The sequence below is a fragment of the Solidesulfovibrio sp. DCME genome (assembly GCF_049995385.1).
Lineage (GTDB): Bacteria > Desulfobacterota > Desulfovibrionia > Desulfovibrionales > Desulfovibrionaceae > Solidesulfovibrio.
The window spans coordinates 447,146-464,011 of record NZ_CP188261.1 but is presented as its reverse complement, the minus strand read 5'-3'; the positions used below and the strand labels follow the sequence as shown (position 1 = coordinate 464,011).

Annotated in this window: 14 protein-coding genes; 10 read left to right on the top strand and 4 right to left on the bottom strand. The window is 66.9% G+C overall.

What is annotated here, in order from left to right; translation table 11 throughout:
* The first annotated feature begins 44 nt into the window (after nucleotides 1–44).
* On the top strand, nucleotides 45–512 hold the full coding sequence (locus tag ACP59X_RS02000; protein ID WP_428564318.1) for a chemotaxis protein CheW: 468 nt from the start codon (nucleotides 45–47) through the stop codon (nucleotides 510–512).
* Here the strand turns inward: ACP59X_RS02000 and ACP59X_RS01995 are convergent.
* Nucleotides 500–2,863 (bottom strand): lytic transglycosylase domain-containing protein, encoded by a 2,364-nt coding sequence (locus ACP59X_RS01995; protein WP_428564316.1) that lies wholly within the window; start codon nucleotides 2,861–2,863, stop codon nucleotides 500–502. The two genes, ACP59X_RS02000 and ACP59X_RS01995, sit on opposite strands and share 13 nt — an antisense overlap.
* Before the next feature lie 188 nt (nucleotides 2,864–3,051).
* Here ACP59X_RS01995 and tmcD point away from each other — a divergent pair, with 188 nt between their 5' ends.
* The 4 genes from tmcD to tmcA are packed head-to-tail and all read left to right on the top strand — an operon-like array spanning nucleotide 3,052 to nucleotide 6,742.
* Nucleotides 3,052–4,320: an electron transfer complex subunit TmcD gene (tmcD, locus tag ACP59X_RS01990; RefSeq protein ID WP_428564313.1), complete on the top strand. Its 1,269-nt coding sequence runs from the start codon at nucleotides 3,052–3,054 to the stop codon at nucleotides 4,318–4,320.
* A 13-nt stretch (nucleotides 4,321–4,333) separates the two neighbouring features.
* A complete protein-coding gene (tmcC, locus tag ACP59X_RS01985; RefSeq protein WP_428564310.1) occupies nucleotides 4,334–4,993 on the top strand; it encodes a TmcC family electron transfer complex membrane anchor subunit in 660 nt (219 codons plus the stop codon).
* 15 nt (nucleotides 4,994–5,008) lie between these two features.
* On the top strand, nucleotides 5,009–6,328 hold the full coding sequence (gene tmcB, locus ACP59X_RS01980) for an electron transfer complex ferredoxin TmcB (protein ID WP_428564307.1): 1,320 nt from the start codon (nucleotides 5,009–5,011) through the stop codon (nucleotides 6,326–6,328).
* A gap of 24 nt (nucleotides 6,329–6,352) precedes the next feature.
* Nucleotides 6,353–6,742 (top strand): acidic tetraheme cytochrome c3 TmcA, encoded by a 390-nt coding sequence (gene tmcA, locus ACP59X_RS01975; protein ID WP_428564304.1) that lies wholly within the window; start codon nucleotides 6,353–6,355, stop codon nucleotides 6,740–6,742.
* 58 nt (nucleotides 6,743–6,800) lie between these two features.
* Here tmcA and ACP59X_RS01970 read toward each other — a convergent pair whose 3' ends face one another.
* Nucleotides 6,801–7,091 (bottom strand): HigA family addiction module antitoxin, encoded by a 291-nt coding sequence (locus ACP59X_RS01970; protein WP_428564301.1) that lies wholly within the window; start codon nucleotides 7,089–7,091, stop codon nucleotides 6,801–6,803.
* 296 nt (nucleotides 7,092–7,387) lie between these two features.
* Here ACP59X_RS01970 and ACP59X_RS01965 point away from each other — a divergent pair, with 296 nt between their 5' ends.
* The 5 genes from ACP59X_RS01965 to ACP59X_RS01945 all read left to right on the top strand — a co-directional run bounded on the left by ACP59X_RS01965 (nucleotide 7,388) and on the right by ACP59X_RS01945 (nucleotide 12,893).
* Nucleotides 7,388–8,431: an Lcl C-terminal domain-containing protein gene (locus tag ACP59X_RS01965; RefSeq protein WP_428564298.1), complete on the top strand. Its 1,044-nt coding sequence runs from the start codon at nucleotides 7,388–7,390 to the stop codon at nucleotides 8,429–8,431.
* A 235-nt stretch (nucleotides 8,432–8,666) separates the two neighbouring features.
* Nucleotides 8,667–9,515: a hypothetical protein gene (locus tag ACP59X_RS01960; protein ID WP_428564295.1), complete on the top strand. Its 849-nt coding sequence runs from the start codon at nucleotides 8,667–8,669 to the stop codon at nucleotides 9,513–9,515.
* A gap of 97 nt (nucleotides 9,516–9,612) precedes the next feature.
* A complete protein-coding gene (locus tag ACP59X_RS01955; RefSeq protein WP_428564292.1) occupies nucleotides 9,613–10,020 on the top strand; it encodes a response regulator in 408 nt (135 codons plus the stop codon).
* 407 nt (nucleotides 10,021–10,427) lie between these two features.
* Complete coding sequence (locus ACP59X_RS01950; RefSeq protein ID WP_428564289.1) at nucleotides 10,428–11,630, top strand: C45 family autoproteolytic acyltransferase/hydolase; 1,203 nt, start codon at nucleotides 10,428–10,430, stop codon at nucleotides 11,628–11,630.
* Nucleotides 11,631–11,675: 45 nt separating this feature from the next.
* Nucleotides 11,676–12,893: an FAD-dependent oxidoreductase gene (locus tag ACP59X_RS01945; protein ID WP_428564286.1), complete on the top strand. Its 1,218-nt coding sequence runs from the start codon at nucleotides 11,676–11,678 to the stop codon at nucleotides 12,891–12,893.
* A gap of 43 nt (nucleotides 12,894–12,936) precedes the next feature.
* Here ACP59X_RS01945 and ACP59X_RS01940 read toward each other — a convergent pair whose 3' ends face one another.
* Together ACP59X_RS01940 and ACP59X_RS01935 are read right to left on the bottom strand one after the other, a co-directional pair.
* On the bottom strand, nucleotides 12,937–14,106 hold the full coding sequence (locus ACP59X_RS01940) for a hypothetical protein (protein WP_428564283.1): 1,170 nt from the start codon (nucleotides 14,104–14,106) through the stop codon (nucleotides 12,937–12,939).
* Nucleotides 14,107–14,129: 23 nt separating this feature from the next.
* Nucleotides 14,130–16,796: a PEP/pyruvate-binding domain-containing protein gene (locus tag ACP59X_RS01935; RefSeq protein ID WP_428564281.1), complete on the bottom strand. Its 2,667-nt coding sequence runs from the start codon at nucleotides 16,794–16,796 to the stop codon at nucleotides 14,130–14,132.
* Nucleotides 16,797–16,866: the final 70 nt, after the last annotated feature.

Genomic DNA, 16,866 nt, shown 5'->3' with positions numbered 1-16,866 from the left:
GTCGGGTATACACCTGAGCATATTCCCGACACGGAAGGCACACCATGGCCGACGACGCTTCGCGACAATACCTGACCTTGACGCTTGGCGGCGAACGTTTCGCCCTGGAATCGTCGGCCATCGCCGAGGTGCTGGACACGCTGCCCGTGACCTGGGTACCGTTTTCCCCCGAACATTTGCGCGGCGTGGTCAACCTGCGCGGCAACGCGGCCTCGGTGGTGGACCTGCGCCGCAAGCTCGAACTGGGCGAAACGGACGCGGCCGCCTCGTGCCTGGTCGTGGTCGAGCGCGACTTCGCCGGCGAGACCCTGGCCATCGCCGCCCTGGCCGACGCCGTGCACGAGGTGGTGGAGATCGCCGACCGCGACATCGCCCCGCCGCCGGACATGGGCCTGTCCGTGCCGGCCCGCTTCGTCAAGGGGCTGGCCCGCCTGCACGACGCCTTCGTCATGGTCCTCGACGCGGACCGGCTGTTCTCCCTGGAGGAGCTGGCCGCCCGTCAGCGGCCGTAGAGCCTCCCGTACATCATGGCATTGGCGTCGATGCGCCGCACGTAGTCCCGAGTCTCGGTGTAGGGGATCAGCTCCGTGAAAAGCTCCTCGCCCAGGCCCCCGAAGCCGCGCATCCAGACCGCCGCCCGGTTCTGTCCGGCGTTGTAGCCGGCCAATGCCGCCGCCAGGCTCCCGGCCGCCTCCACGCGTTCCCGGAAAAAGGCCACCCCGAGCCGGATGTTGACGGCCGGGTCGAACAGCGCCTTGCGGTCGGCCTTGATACCAAGCTTCGCCCCCACGGCCCGGGCCGTCTCGGGCATCAGCTGCATGAGCCCCACCGCCCCGGCCCCGGAGACCACGTCCGGGTCGAAAAAGCTCTCCTGCCGGATCAGCGAATAGACGATGTCCGGGTCGATACCCGAGCCGGCCAGGGCGGCGGTGACCAGGCCAGCGTGGGCGCGCGGGTAGAGGGCCTGGCGCAAGGGCTGCAAATCCTCGGCCGTACCCCGGGTGAGGCAGCCGCCGAAGGTGCGCCAGGCCGTGCGCAGGACCGCGCCGCGCCGGCCCATGGCCTCGGCCATGGCGATATGGGCCATGGCCAGGTCGGCCCGGTCGGGCATGGCCTTGGCCGCGAAGTCGAGCTCCATCTCGCCAAGGGCCGGCAGGCCCGAATCGGCCAGGAGCCGGGCCTTGGCCAGGGCGTCGGCCGCCGCGGCCGACGGCGGTTCGGCCCGGCCCGGGCAGCGCGGCCCCTCGCGCACGGGCGAGGCCACCACCCCCGGCCCCACGGACCGGCCCATGGCGGCCAGGGCGGCCTGGGCCCGGCCGCCGTAATAGCTGTTGGGCCGCCGGGACAGGACGTCCAGGTAGGCCTTGGCCGCCTCCTCGGGCTTGCCCATGGCGGACAAGGTCTTGCCGCGCCAGTAGCGCGCCCCGTCGGCCCAGTCGTCCTCGGGGAAGCGCTCGGCGAAGGCGGCCATATCCGCCGCCGCACCGGGGAGGTCGCCGGTGACGAACCGCAGCAGCGCCGCCAGCGACGCCCCCTGGGCGGCCAGGTCGGCCGTGACGGCCAGGCCCGTCAGTTGGCTGGCGGCGGCCAGGGCCTCGGGGAAACGGCCGCGCTCGACCAGCAGCAAGGCCAGGTGCCGGGCGGCCACCTCGCGCAAGGGGTCGTCGCGCCACGGCCCGGCCAGGACCTGGCGCAGCAGCGCCTCCATGCGGTCGAGGTCGGCAGCCTCGAAGGACCGCCACAGGCAGCGCGCCTCGTGATAGCGCGCCCAGCCGGCCAGGGACGCCGCCGGATCGGCCCCGGCCGCCCGGGCGAAGGCCTCGGCCCCGGCCTTGAACCGGCGCAGGCGGTAGAGGGCCTTGCCCCGCACGTACTCGGCCCGGGCGGCCTGGCCGGCGTCGAAGGGCCATTTGCCCTCCAACAGCTTGAGCGCCGATTCGGGCGCGCCCTTTTCCACCATGGCCTCGGCCCGCAAAAGCACATTGGCCGGCGAATCGGGGTCATAGCAGGCCGTTTCCCCGACGCCCTGCGCCATGGCAACGGCCTTTCCCCCCTTCGGGGAGGTCCAGGAGGGGCCCCGCCCCGCCTGGCCGCCGGAGGCTTCCCCCCGTCCCATCTCCCGCCCCGTCTCCCGCTCCACCTCCCCGCACATCGCCCGGGCCAGGGCGTTGCCGGCCTGGGCGGCCTTGGCGTCGGGCCAGGTCAGGGACAGGTGGCGCAGGAAATCGGCCGCCTTGCGCCGCTTGCCCAGGGCCTGGGCGGCCACGGCGGCCCGCAGCCAGACCTCCGGGGCCAGCCACGGGTCGGCCTCGGTCAGCCAAGCCTCGGCCAGGGCCAGGGCGCGGCCATGATCGCCGGCCCGGGAAGCGGCCTCCAGGGCCAGGTACTGGGCGTCGCGGCCCAGAAACGAGGACCGGGGCGCCTCGGCCAGGCCGGCCAGGGCGGCCAGGGCTCCGGCTGCGTCGCCGGACAGGAAGCGGCCAAGGCCCAGGTAGTAGGCAGCCACATCGGCCCACGGCCCGGCCCGGCCGACCACGGCGGCCAGCCGGGCCGCACCTTCCCTGGTGCGGCCGGCCAGGACTTCGGTGACGCCGCGCACGGTCTCGTAGCCGGTTGCCGCCCCGGCCTCGGCCGGGGCCGCCTGCCCCGCCGTTTTCCCGGTCCGCTCCAGGCTGGCGCCGAACTTGGCCGAGCGCGGCAGGGGGGTGTCGGCCGGGTTGGCCGACGGGCTCCAAGCGGTTGCCGGGACGGCGGCGACAGGTGGCGGCGCCAGGAGCAGGGCCAGGAGCAGGGCCAGGAGCATGCGGGCCGCGCAAACCCAACCAATTTGATCGGAGTAGGGGTTGATTCCCATCCTTCGCATGGCGGAATATCCTACCTTTTCGAGTCATATATGGCGATATTACTAGATCTCTTGAAAGAAGAGAGGCCTTGACTAATCGTGAAATTCGTGACTAACTAGGGGGAGTCACATGGGGTCTCGTTGCAGCAACAGGGCCGTGCGCTCACGCGTGCGGTCCCGCGCGTCTTCCACCCGTCAAGGAGGTCGGTATGTCCGTCGCGCAGTCCTGGGATTTCACGCCAGGCGCCCGCGTCGTCGTGGACGATTTGGGCAAATGTTCGCGTGAATACGAGTGGCTGGAGGAACCTTACGTCTCGCCGGATGGCGAGGCCGTGGCCATGGTCGCCGCTTTGCCGGACGCCGAATTTTCCATGGCGGTCAACGGTGAGGTTTGGGAAGAAACGTTCGACAAGGTCTGGTATCCCCGTTTCTCGCCCGACGGGCGCCTGACGGCGCTGGTCCAGTCGGCCGGGGACTGGACCATGGCCGTGGACGGCGAGGCCTGGGAAACTTCCTACGGCTACATCTGGGGCACGCTTTTTTCCGCCGCCGGAGACGTGATCGCCGCGCCCATCCAGGCCGACGGCCAATACGGCCTGGCCGTGGACGGGCAGGCCTGGGAGACGCTGTACGAAAACGCCAACCAGGTGACCCTGTCCCGGAACGGCAAGGCCACGGCCGCAGTGGTCCAGGCCAAGTCCCTGGCCCAGGCGGACATCGAGACCTTCCAGCAGGGCATCTTCACCGTGGCGGTGGCTGGCGAGGCCTGGGACAACATTTTCGTCAACTGCTGGAATCCCGCCTTCGACGCCACCGGCACGCGCGTGGCCGCCACCGTGCGCCGCACGCTTTACGACTACACCATCGCCGTGGACGGCAAGGCCTGGGAAGGGGCCTATGCCTGCGCCTGGGGGCCGATCTTCAATCCGGCCACGGGACAGGTGGCCGCGCCCGTGCGCAAGGCCGGCGCCTGGGGCATGGCCATCGACGACAAGATGGCCTGGGAGCCCCGCTTCGCCCAGGTGTGGCATCAGGCCTACACGCCTGACGGCTCCAAGCTCGCGGCCATTGTTGCCCCGAAATTCGGCGAATTCACCGTGGCCGTGGACGGCGCACCCTGGGGCGTGACCTTCCCCGTGGTCACGGACCTGGCGGTAAGCCCGGCCGGCGGGCGTGTGGCGGCGCTCGGCAACGACAACAACACCAATTTCGCGATCCTGTGCGACGGCAAGGTCTGGGCCGGCCGCTACGACATGGCCTGGACCCCGGTCTGGAGCCCCGACGGCGCCCACCTGGCCGTGAACGTGGAGCGCGGCGGCAAACACACCGTGGTGTGCGACGGCAAGGCCTACGGCCAGAGCTTCGACAAATGCTTCGCCCCGGCCTTTTCGCCGGACGGCTCCAAGGTCCTCATCCGGGCCATCGCCGACGGCAAGCTGCACCGCATCGTGGCCCCGGTCACGGCCTTCGCGGGTTAGGAGGGAGACTGTCATGCACGCCCTGTACGATCTCGCCGTCGGCCCCCTGGCCTGGCTGGCCTTCGCCGTCTTCATCCTCGGTTCGATTTACCGGCTGCTGTCCATGCGCGCCCTGGCCTTCAAAAAGGACGGCGCCTTCGTGGCCTACATCAGCTGGCCCCACGCCCTCAAATCTTTGGCTCACTGGTTCACGCCCTTCGGCGCCCTGGGTTGGAAGGAAAACCCGGGCGTGACGGCGGCCACCTTCGTGTTTCACATCTGCCTGTTTCTGGTTCCCATCTTCCTCATGGGCCACATCGTGCTCTTCGACACCTTCCGGGGCTGGTCCTGGCCGGCCCTGCCGGGCGGCCTGGCCGACACCCTGGCCATCGTGGTGGTGCTGATTTGCGCCTATTTCCTGTGGCGCCGCCTGAGCGTCCCGGAAGTGCGCTTCGTCACCGGGCCCCAGGACATCTTCGTGGTGTTGCTGGTCGGCCTGACCTTCCTAACGGGCGTTTTGGCCTATCATCGCATCGGCGACAACCTGCTTTTGACCACCCTGCACATCCTGTGCGGCGAGGCCATGCTGGTCGCCATCCCGTTCACCCGGCTCTCGCATATGCTGTTCGCGGTCTTTTCGCGGGGCTACATCGCCTCGGAGTTCGGGTCCGTCAGACACGCCAAGGACTGGTAGCCACCGGAGGATTGCATGAGCACCATTGCCGATCGTTTGATCGAGGATACTGGGCTGCGGCGCGGGGTTTCCCGCCTGACCCCGGAGAAGATAGAAAAAGTCTTTAAGGAGCTCGTCGCCGGCGAATGCGGCGCCAGGCTCAAAACCTACGTCGAGACCTGCGTGCGTTGCGGCATGTGCGCCAAGGCCTGCCATTACTACATGTCGCACAAGGACCCGAGCTACACGCCCGTGGCCAAGGTCAGCCAGACCATGTGGCGGCTTCTGGCCGCCGGCGGCCGGGTCGACCCGCAGGTCATCTATGAATGCGCCCAGGTCGCCTACACCGAGTGCAACCTCTGCCGGCGCTGCATCCACTACTGCCCCCTGGGCATCGACACCGGCTACATCATAAGCGTCGTGCGCCGGCTGTGCCACAAGCTCGGCGTGACACCGCAGTACATCCAGGACACCGCCCACAGCCACTCGGCCACCCTCAACCAGATGTGGGTCAAAGACGACGAGTGGCCCGACACCCTGCAATGGCAGGAGGAAGAGGCCCGCGAAGAATTCCCCGGGCTGCGCATTCCCCTGGACGTCGAGGGCGCGGACTTCATGTATTCGGTCATCGCCCCGGAACCGAAATTCCGCACCCAGCTCATCTACCAGGCCGCGGCCATCTTCAACGCCGCCGGCCTCAACTGGACCATGCCGGCCACGCCCGGCTGGGACAACTCCAACATGGCCATGTTCACCGGCGACGCCGAGATCATGGCCCGGGTGGAGCGGGCCCACTACGAAACCGCCCAGCGCCTTCGCGTCAAGCGCATCGTCATGGGCGAGTGCGGCCACGCCTTCCGCGCCGTCTACGACGTGGGCAACCGCTGGCTCGGCTGGAAATGGACGCCCGTCCCCATGGTCCATTCGATCGAGTTCTTCTGGGAGCTCATCCAGCAAGGCCGCATCAAGATCACCCACAAGTACGCCGACCCGGTCACCATCCACGACCCCTGCAACGTCATCCGCGGCCGCGGTCTCATGGACAAACTGCGCGATGTGACCCACTTCCTGTGCGAAAAGGTGGTTGAGATGTCGCCCAACCGCGAACACAACTACTGCTGCTGCGCCGGCGGCGGCGTCATCAACTGCGGGCCTCCCTTCAAGAATGTCCGCATCGTCGGCAACTCCATCAAGGCCGAGCAGCTCAAGGCCACGGGCGTGCACACCCTGGTCGCCCCCTGCCACAACTGCCACGGCGGCCTGGAGGACATCATCAGCAAGTTTGGCCTCGGCATGCATACCAAGTTCCTGGGCGACCTCATCTACGAGCTCATGGAGAAACCCGAGGCCGAGTAACCCCGGCGCGCAGGAGAACCAGCTATGAAACGACGCACGATACCGCTTGCGCTTGTGGCTCTCGCCGCCGCCCTGCTCCTGGCGGCCCCGGCCATGAGCCAGCAGGACATGACCACGGTCCCGGCCGAGGGGCTGGCCACCAAAACCCGGTTGCCGGCCGTCTTCCCCCACGATACGCACAACGAGAAGGCCGGCATCAGCGAATGCACGGCCTGCCACCACGGCGAAAAGGACGGCAAGCGCGACCCCGAGGCCGACACCGCCGGCATCCCCTGCTCCGACTGCCACACGGCCGCCGGCAAGCCCGGCCGCACGCCGCTGATGCGCGCCTACCACAAGCAGTGCATGGGTTGCCACATGGACAAGAAAAAGGGCCCCGTCAGCTGCGGCGACTGCCACAAGCCCGTCAAGTAGCCAGGCGGACCGCGACCGCTTACTGGGGGCGCGGCCGGGAAACCGGTCGCGCCCTTTCTTATGCCGGGGTAGGCTCGGAAAACCGCGTCACCGTGATCGTGCGCCCACTCGCCGCAGCACTGGCAAAGTCTAACTGCAGTTGCAACCGGAATCGCCTTTTCGGCGAAGAGCCGAAGGCACTGAAAAGGCGAATGGCCCTTTCAGGAGAAACGCCACTCCGACCTCTCAACGGTTCAGAGAGCGCCTTGCGCCTCACGCCAGGCCCTTTTGCCGCGGCGGCAACGGACCGCCCGAAGGGTTCAAGACACTGCGCCCTAATCATCTCCCCCGGATGCGGAGGATTGTGCATCGTACATAACTTTACAAGCTATGTATCGCATTGGCCTTCCAGAGTTCACCCTCGCTGAAACGCCTTGATTCCTCTTTACTCAAGCCAGTGGGCGATGGTATCTGAAAGAATAATGGCAAAGAAATCGTATGCGCTCACAGGGTAACCAGTTCTTTACCGGCAACCCAAATTCGTTCTCGGTCGGTTCAGCCATGAGTTGGCTCATTCTTCGGCATTTGTTCACTCTTTAACTTGATCAGATTACTCGGAGGAAGACAGACGCGTCATAAGAATTCAAATCAACAAGGAGACACGACATGCACCTTTTCATAATGATCATGTCCAGATGCCTCAGCATTCTGCCGCCATCGATTGCTTTCCCCGCATTTGTCGCGGCGCTTCTTATCCCTGTCATATCCCATGAGTCCATGGCCTACAGTCTCACGAAAACCGGTATCTCCACCTGCTACAATAACACGACACAGATCGACTGCCCGTCCCAAGGTCAGGACTTCTACGGCCAGGATGGAACGTATCGTACGGGCAAGGCCTTGTCCTACGCCGTTGACGGCGACACCGTGACGGACAAGGTCACGGGGCTTGTCTGGCAGGCGGCGGACTCGGCCGGGACGCTCGACTGGGATGCCGCCGTCTCCTTTTGCGAGAATCTCGATCTGGCTGGACACACCGACTGGCGGCTTCCCACCCGCAAAGAACTCTTGAGCATCACCGACGACGGCCAGGTGAATCCGGCCATCGATCCGGCCATTCCCAGCGCCCTGGAGCGGTACTGGACCGTATCCAAGGACGGCGATCCGTACACGACATACCGTTATTTCGTGAATTTCAGCGACGGACAGTGGGGAAAGGCAAATTACTCCGAATTGTTGCATGTCCGTTGTGTACGCGGCGGCGCCATCCCTGAATCCACATACGCCGTGAATCCCGACGGCATAACGGTGCGGGACACCACCACGGGCCTTGTCTGGGAACGCGCTGGAAGCGACGCCTTCATGAATTGGAAAGACGCCATGGCCTGGTGCGAAGCCCAGGACACGGCGGGCAAGACGGACTGGCGACTGCCCAACAAGAAGGAACTGGAGACCCTGGTCTACGACGCGGGAGTGCCTCCCCTGGCCATTGCGCCGGAATTCATCGAACCCAGCACCGGCCGCCGCTACTGGAGCGGCTCGCCCTTCGTCGGCCCCCGCAACGAGTCCTGGACGATCCACTTCGATTACGCCAAGGGTGTTTATATCGGCAATCTTCGAGAAAGCAGGTATTATGTGCGCTGCGTTCGCGGCGGGGAAGCGGCGGCCTCTTTCACCCCGGCGAACGCCCTGCTGTTGTACGAAAACTGACCACAGGCGATACTTGGCGACACGTCCCACGCCCGGCGGATCGCACGTGGAAACGGCCGACGATGGACTGGAGCCCGTTGTTGCCATTGGCCGAGGACAACAGGGGGAGATCCAGGGGCAGCGGGCTCGCGCCATCAGGCCAGCACAGGCCGAGCATGTGAAAGCCTTCGAGGACCGGGACACCTCCTGCCGCGGAACGGCTTTTGCTAGCCTCGGCCCAACCAAGGAGCCTGCCATGCGCCGCCTGTTGCCGGTATTGGCCCTGATCTTCGCGCTTTTCCCGTGTCCCCTGCCGGCCCAGGAGCCGTCGGCCGCCGGGCCGCAGTCCGCCGCGCCGGGCACGGCCGATGGCCTGCGGCGTCAGGTTTCCGACGAACGCGTCTTCTCCAAGGCCACCACCTGCTTCTACGGCCCCCACATGGACCAGGCCCAAGCCAAGCGCCTGTGCGCCCAGCAGGCCCGGGGCCGGCTGCTGGACGACGCCGCGGCCGCCCTTGCCCGCGATCCGGCCCTGGGCAACGCCCACCTCTCGCCCGGGGACCTGCGGGCCTTTGTCGACAGTATGCTGGCCGTGGCCGTGGCCGACGAGGAGGTGCGGCAGGTGCCCGACGGCCTGGCCGTGCGCCTGACGCTGCGGGCCAAAACGCCCAATGCCGCCCTGGGCGACCGTTTGATGGCCTTTGCCTCCAACCCGGAGCTGCGCGCCGCCGCCCTGGCCGAGACCGCAACCCGGGACCGGCAGGCGGCCGAGGCCCGCATGGCCGCCATCCCCTTCGGCGCGGACCGGGAGTTCCGGGCCAAGGAAATGGAAAACGAGATGCGCGAGGACGCCGCCTTCGCCGCCCGGCGCGTCGTGCCTGGCATGTCCATGGGCAGCGTCAAGGAACTGCTCGGCGACCCGCCGGCCATCAAGCAGTCGGTGATCGGCCCGGAAACCTACGTCTGCGCCGGGTACGGCCGGGTCTGGGTGGTCTTTCGCGACGGCGTGGTCTCCTGCCTGCGCTCGCGCCTCGACTATGTGGCCCGCTACGCCACGGACTGCCACTGCGCCGGGAACTACGCGACGATACTGAAAAATGATTAGCGGAGACTCGTTCTTGACACAGGTGCCGCCCGGTCAGTAGGGATAGTCGACGTAACTCGAAGCCCTGTTCCGTGATCCAGCAGCAGCCGGAGGCGCCATGCGGGCACTCATTGTCGACGACGACTTCTACAGCCGCAGCTTTCTGGAGTACATCCTCCACCCCTATGCCGCCTGCGACGCGGCGGTCAACGGCGAGGATGCCATCATGGCCTTCAAAAAGGCCCTGGAGGCCGGCGAGCCCTACGCCCTGGTCTTCATGGACCTGCTCATGCCGGTCATTGACGGCCCCCGGGCCCTCCACGAGATCCGTGAAATCGAGAAGGATTTCGGCCTGTCCGAGGATACCTGCTGCAAGATCGTCATCACCTCGGTCCTGGAGGACGGCGAGGACACCCACAACGCCATGTACCTGGGCGGTGCGACCTCCTTTCTGCAAAAACCCGTGGACGAGAAGTCCATCCTGGCCGAACTGACCCGACTGGGCGTCCTCGCACCAGAAGCCTAGCCCGGCGTCCTCGGAAAAAATGCATGCCTGCGCACGCGCAACCCCTGGCCGTCATCGCTTCCCCGTAAAAAGCACGCCCGTATTTTGAAGGGCCAGACACCAGTGTGGCGTTTCAACGACAAAATGAAATTGCTTGTGACTGGAAAGACGCTTGCGCCCACTCTCGTGTTCGCGAAATGCGCAGCCGCGGATTTCGAGAAGGCGACACGCCGCCGTCCCCTCGTGAGCACGCCCGGGCACCCTCCGGCCAGGCGGCGCCCGCTCCCCAGCCACCTTGCCCGGCCGGGCGCCTCCCACGGTTTTCCCTGCTCCGCTTCGTATCCGCTCGAAAACGATTGGAACAAGCACCGTGAACGTTTCTTGGCCCCGAAGGCAGGGAGGGAATAAGCATGTCGGGTAATTCTTCCATGGTTACCATAGAGGGTATTGACGGCACCTACTACAAAACGACCCTCGACTTCACGAAAGGCTCACACTTCGAAGTCGTCCAAGCATATGCTAAAGAAATAGTCAATACATTGCCCACCTACGGGGCCACCATCGACCTCTTTTTGCTCCTGTCCTCGGAAGCCTCCCCGGAGCATCCCGAGTTTGCAACGCTCATAACACGAGCCTACGACCTTATTGCGGGCATGCCGCAAGACTACAAAAACGAACTGGCCGGAATGGCCACCGTTTTTACTTATCCGGTCGACAAACTCGGTGATGGCATATTGTCGACCAACGAACTTCTCGTGTTCGAAGTGTTGCACGATGTCATCGATCCAGGCAGTTGCTCCGCGGCAGCCGTGTATGGGGCCGCATCGGCAACGGGTGCGACCATTGTCGGGCGCAATTTCGACTGGTACGACATGCCCGGCGTCTCGCAGCTCCACAACGTACAACGCTACATCAACGCCGACCCCGCGTACGACATCGTCGGCATCGGCTTTCTTGGCCAACTCTTCCCTGCTTCCGTTTTCAGCGAAAATCACCTCTCCGGAGCGCTCCTCGATAGCGACATGAAAAGAGGCTATTTCACGTCCGCCGGCGCCGACTCCTATCCCGCCGATTTTCGATATGCCTTCGAACATTACGACAACGTCGCCGACGTCGGGTTCTATCTCCTCAATCAGCAGGACACGCACTCCTATATTGGATTTTTGGCCGACACGACTGCCGCCTATGTCCTGGAAAACGACCTGGAGCACCCCGCCGCCCGGGGGCTGCGAACAGACGATTCATTCTTGCGCGAGGGCGTTACGTGGGGAATCCCCAATACGGTTGCCGCCGTGAATTCCTTCCTCCTGCCGGGGACCACTGACGAGTTCTCCGGCGATTTGGCCAATGAAAAGCGCTTTGACAGCTACAAGGCACTCCTCGAGTCGAAACTGGCCGAGGAAAACGTTCTCGGCATGCAGGACATGCAAGACGTCATCGCCTTCACCGGCACGGATGGCATCGCGAAGAATTCCGGCGCCATTTATCGGGCAACCAACGATTACCCGACCTACCAATCCTACACGCTGGATATGGGCTCCCTGGAATTGGTCGCCAATTTCGGGCCGACACAGGGCAACCCTCCCTCCCCGACCTATACGCAGGTTTTCGCGTCCAATCCTTTTTTGTAACGGCCCGCGCCTTCCCCCGGCCGGCCCGTTGCCCTATACGAAAGCATGCGCAGCCATCTCGTCCTTTGCGGCGGCGGCCATGCCCACCTGTTCACCCTGTCGCGGCTCGCGGCCTTCCGTGACGCCGGCATCGACGTCACCTGCCTGGCCCCCGGCCCGTTTCTCGCCTATTCCGGCATGGGGCCGGGCCTGCTTTCCGGCCGCTACGCCCCGGCCGAACTGCGCTTCGATGTGGAAAGGATGGTACGGGGAGCCTCCGGCGGGCAGGGGCGCCGCCCCTGCACCCCGCCGGGGGGGATCATCCCCCCCGGACCCCCTGAAGGGGGGGAAAAGGGAGTAGGGGCGTTCGTGCGGGGGAGCGTGGCCGGGATCGATCCCGAGGCGCGGCGGCTGCGATTGGCGGACGGCCGGGAGATCGGCTACGACGCCGTGAGTTTCGGCCTCGGCAGCCGCGTCATCCCGCCCTTTCCCGTGGAGCCCGCGCCCGGGGTGGGCGTCTATCCGGTCAAGCCCATCGAGAACCTGCTGGCCGCCCGGCTGGCCATCGAGTCCCGGGCCGAGGCCGGCGAACCGGTCCAGGTGCTGGTGGTGGGCGGCGGGGCCTCGGCCTTCGAAATCGCGGGCAACGCCTTGGGGCTGTTGACGGGGTTGGGCGTCAGGAAACCGCTCGTGACCGTGGTTACCGGCCGGGGGCTCCTGTGCGGCTGGCCGCAAAGGGCCAGGCGGCTGGCCCATGCATCCCTTGCCCGGCGCGGGGCGCGCTGCATCGCCGGCCGGGTGACGCGCCTGCGAGGCGACCGGGCGGAACTGGCCGACGGCGGCGGGGTGCGCTGCGACGTCTGCCTGGTGGCCACGGGCACGTCCCCGCCGGAGCTTTTCGCCCAGGCCGGCCTGGCCCTGGGGCCGGACGGCGGGCTTTCGGTCAACGCCTTCCTGCAAAGCCCCCTTCACCCGGAGATCTTCGGCGGCGGCGACTGCATCCATTTCGCGCCTGCCCCCCTGCCCCGGGCCGGGGTCTACGCCGTGCGCCAGGGGCCGGTGCTTGGCGCCAACCTGCTGGCCTTCCTCACCGGCCGGCAACTGTCGCCCTTTGGCAAGACGGGCCGAAACTTCCTGTCCCTGCTCAATTGCGGCGACGGCCGGGCCATCCTGCGCAAGGGGCCGCTCGTCCTCGAAGGCCGCTGGTGCCTGGCCCTCAAGGACGCCATCGACCGGCGGTTCATGCGCCGCTTCGAGGCGCGGGCGACGCCCGCCGCGCCCTGACGGACCGCACCTCCGAGGGCTCCCTCTCCGTCGGGCTCCCCGGTCAGGGGCGAAAGCGAGCCCGGTCCGCCCCTGGCTCCCGGATGGGCAGGATGCCGATCTCCCGGGCCGTTTGGATGTTGATCAGCCCCACCTCGTCCGGGCCGCCTTTTTTCCGCGGCCGCTTGTCGCGCCAACGGATGCGCGGATCGGCCTTGAGCCTGGCCTTGTACTGCTTGTGGATCTTCTCGCCCTCCTCGGCGGCGTCGTCGAAGGAGGAGTCCGAATCGCCCAGAAGCGTGGTCTCCAGATAGAGGTCCTCGTCGCCGTCCTCGTCGAGGTCCACGGCCACGAGCATGTGGTCGGGCAGGTTCACGAGCGAGGCATTGAGCCCCATTTTCGTAAAAACCGAGGCCAGCAGGCAGGCCCCTTCCACGCAATTGGCCTGGCGCGCCGCCAGGGCCTCGCCGAGAAGCCGCACGTGCTGGCTCCAGATGTCGGGCGACTCGGCCGAGGCGGTCTTGATGCTCGAATAGCGGATGCGGCGCCGGGCCAGGGCCGTCCACACGGCCTCGACCTCGTCGCGCACGTCGTCGGCGTCGCCCTGGTAGCCGGCAATGGAATCCACCTGACCCGTGGCCAGGGCCTCCTTGAGGATGGCCTCCACGGCCGGGTGGTTCTCGTTGACGTAGGCGGCGAACAACCAAGACGTGTCGTTGAAGCGGCCATCCTCGTCGTAGCCGTAGACGCAGTCGTTGATCGAGCGCACGGTGACGCGGCCGGTCTTCTCGCCCTGGGGCACGCCGTCGAGGCTCAGTTTGCCCGTGACCGCCTCGGCGAAGGGCTGGCGGATGAGCACCATCTGGTCGGCGTTGTACTTGATGTAGGGATAGACGGCGTAGCGCACGCCCTTCCTGGGCAGGCTGACGCTGATGGAACTGGGCGCGACCAGGCCCGAGGCCGAGGCGATCTCCACCTGCGCCTTGGCCCCGTCGCGGGGGGCGACGACCGAGACGCCGAGCAGGCCGTTGACGTCGCCGAGTTCGCGGGGATCCGGCCCGGTATCCAGGCGCAGGCCGGCCGTGGCCACGGCCAGGGACGGGAAAAAGGTGGCGTCCGGCCCCAGTTCCAGGGCCCAGCCGTCATCCCGGGCCGGGGCGGACGGGGCGGCCGGATACGACGCGGCGGGCAGGCCGAGGCCAAGACAAAGCAGCAACACCACAAGGCGCTTCATGACCAGCCTCCCTTGTTTTTCCGTTAGATGGCCGTCTCCATGGCCTCCTCGGCCGGCTTGGCCGGGCAGGCCGGCATCTCCCGGCCGGGCAGGCCGGCCACCGTCACCAGGTCGTCCAGGATCTTGCGCTTGTAGCTTTGCACCATGGCCTCGTTGTGCATGATCATGTCGAGCTGGCGGGTGTGCATGAGCATGTAGCCGATGACCTTGAGGGCCGTGAGCATCTCCTCTTGCGGGCCGGCGCTTATGCGGGCGAACGAGGCGTCCTCGCTGACCTCCACGGTGAAGCCGCGGATTTCCAGGATCTCGGCCACGAACTCGGCCCGGCGCCGCCGCCGGGAAAATTCCGCCGCCCCGCCCTTGAACTGGAAACTCACGTAGTTCTCCTGCGGCCGGTCGCCGACCAGGGCCTCCACCGTGCAGAAATGGAAGCCGAACCGGGAGCTCAGGCACAGGTAGTTGTGCGAGACCATGAAGTAGTTGCGTTCGGCGAAGGACGAATGGGCGGCCGCCTCCAGGTGCGGGTTGGTCGAGGCCTGGGCGATGATGGACATGAACCCCCGGCCGTCCATGGGCGGCGGCCCCTGCCAGGGGATGGCGATGATGCCGTCCCACAGCGCTCCCACCGGAATGGAGCAGATCTCCTCCAGCTTGACGTACTGGCCCGGCACGTCGTGGGTGAAGCCGTCGTCGAGGTTGATGAACCACCATTTCATGGCCGTGCCCTTGTACTTGAGCTGCTTGGCCGCCCGCTTGGAGAAATGGAACTCCTGGCCGAAGGTGAACATCTCGGTCACGGATTTCTCGTGGCAAAAGCGGGTGATGTCGTGCAGCGTCCGGCAGTTCTCCGGGGCGAACTCCGGCACGTTGGGGTCGATGAGGTGCAGCGGCGTGATCTGGTCCATGACCCGGCGCAGGATGGCGTGCATGGGGGTCTGCCGCTCGGGCGCGGGCTGGCGTTCGGCCTCCCAGGCGTCGAGGAGCTCCTGGAGCCGGCCGGGGTAGACCGCCCGGCCGTCGGCGTCCACCGTGACCTCGGCGTCCTGGGCGAGCAGGGCCGTGGCCCCGGGCACGGCCATCAGCGCCGGCACCCGGAACTCCCGGGCCACGTTGGCCAGATGGCCGGCCGCGCCGCCCTTTTCCGTGACGATGGCCGCCGCCCGGTCGATGACCGAGGCGTAGCGCGGCATGGCCTCGCCGGCCACCAGCACCCCGCCCCGGGGAAACCGCAGCAGGTCGGCCTCCCGGCGCACGACGCACACCGGGCCGCAGCCCACGCCCGGGCTGGCCGTGACCCCGTCGGCCAAAAGCGGCTCCCCGTGCACCCGGCGCGGCCGGTCGGCCGCCCCGCCCGGCAGCTGTACCAGCTCCCGGCACTGCAAAAAGGTGATGTCCCCGGCCGCGTCCACGGCCCACTCCACGTCCACGGGCGCGCCGTACATGGCCTCGAGCTTCACCGCCGCCCGGGCCAGGGAAAGGGCCTGACCGTCGGTGATGCTCGGCGCGCCGGCCCGGTCGCCGGCCGTTTCCGTGCGGCACACGCCCTCGCCCGGCAGGCACACGAACACCTGGTCCTTCTGGCGGATATGGCGCTCGGCCAAAACCGGCGGCTCGCCCCGGCGCACCACGAACTCGTCCGTGGCCACCGACCCGTCCACCACGGACTTGGGCAGGCCCAGGGCGCTGTGGATGCGGATGGCGTCGTCGCGGATGTCCAGGGGGTTGCGGGAATAGATGACCCCGCCGGCGGCCGCCTCGACCATGGCCATGACCCCGACGCACATGGCCACGTCCTCGTCCGGGATGCCCTTGTTGAGGCGGTAGGTCATGGCCTGGGGGCTGTATTTGCTGGCCAGGACTTCCTTGTAGGATTGCAGGATGTCGTCCGGGGCGACGTTGAGCTTGGAGGAGAACTGGCCGGCAAAGGTCTGGCCGGCCTCGTCCTCGCCAAGGGCCGAGGAGCGAAGCGACACCGGCACCGGTCCGCCAAGGGGCGCGCACATGGCCTTGTAGGCCGCCTGGATCGCCTCGGCCACGTCGGCCGGCACGTCGGCGTCGGTGATCCTGTTGCGGATCTGGGAGCTTAAAATCAGCAGGTTGCGCTGGTCGTCGGGGCCGGCGGTCTGGAGCAGGCGGTTGATCTCATCCTTGAGGTCGTTTTCCTCCATCAGCCGGCGGTAGGCCCGGGCCGTGACGGCGAACCCCGGCGGCACGGGCAGGCCGGTGCGGCGCACGATCTCGCCCAGGCCGGCCATCTTGCCGCCGACCTGATCGGCCAGGTCGCGGCCGGCCTGGCCCAGGGGAACGACCAGGGCGCTGGCCTCGTCGTCGCCGCCGTGGTGCCAGCACTCGCCGATGCGGCGCTGGATGTCCTTGATGCTGTTGTAGAGTGCGGCGTACTTGCCCGGGGCGATGGCGTTTAAGTGCTCGACGATCTTGTAGACGTTGACCGAGGCGGCGGTGGAGTGGGCCCGGATGAAGGCCATGCCGAAGGCCCGGCGGCCGTTTAGGGCCTCCTCCATCTCGGACATGATCTCCAGGGCCTTCTTGTTGGCCGTCAGCAACAGCTTGAAATGGTGGTAGCGCTTCTTGAATTCCGTCTGGATCTGCTCTTCGGTCAGCCCCTGGGCCGCGTCGGTATCCTTGCCGGAAAAAAGCCCCGCGATGGCGCGCTTGATGGTGCCGAACACGTCGCCCCCCATGGCCGGCGGACCGGCCGGGTTATGGTCCGCTGTCTGGGATACCTTGTACCGTTGCGAT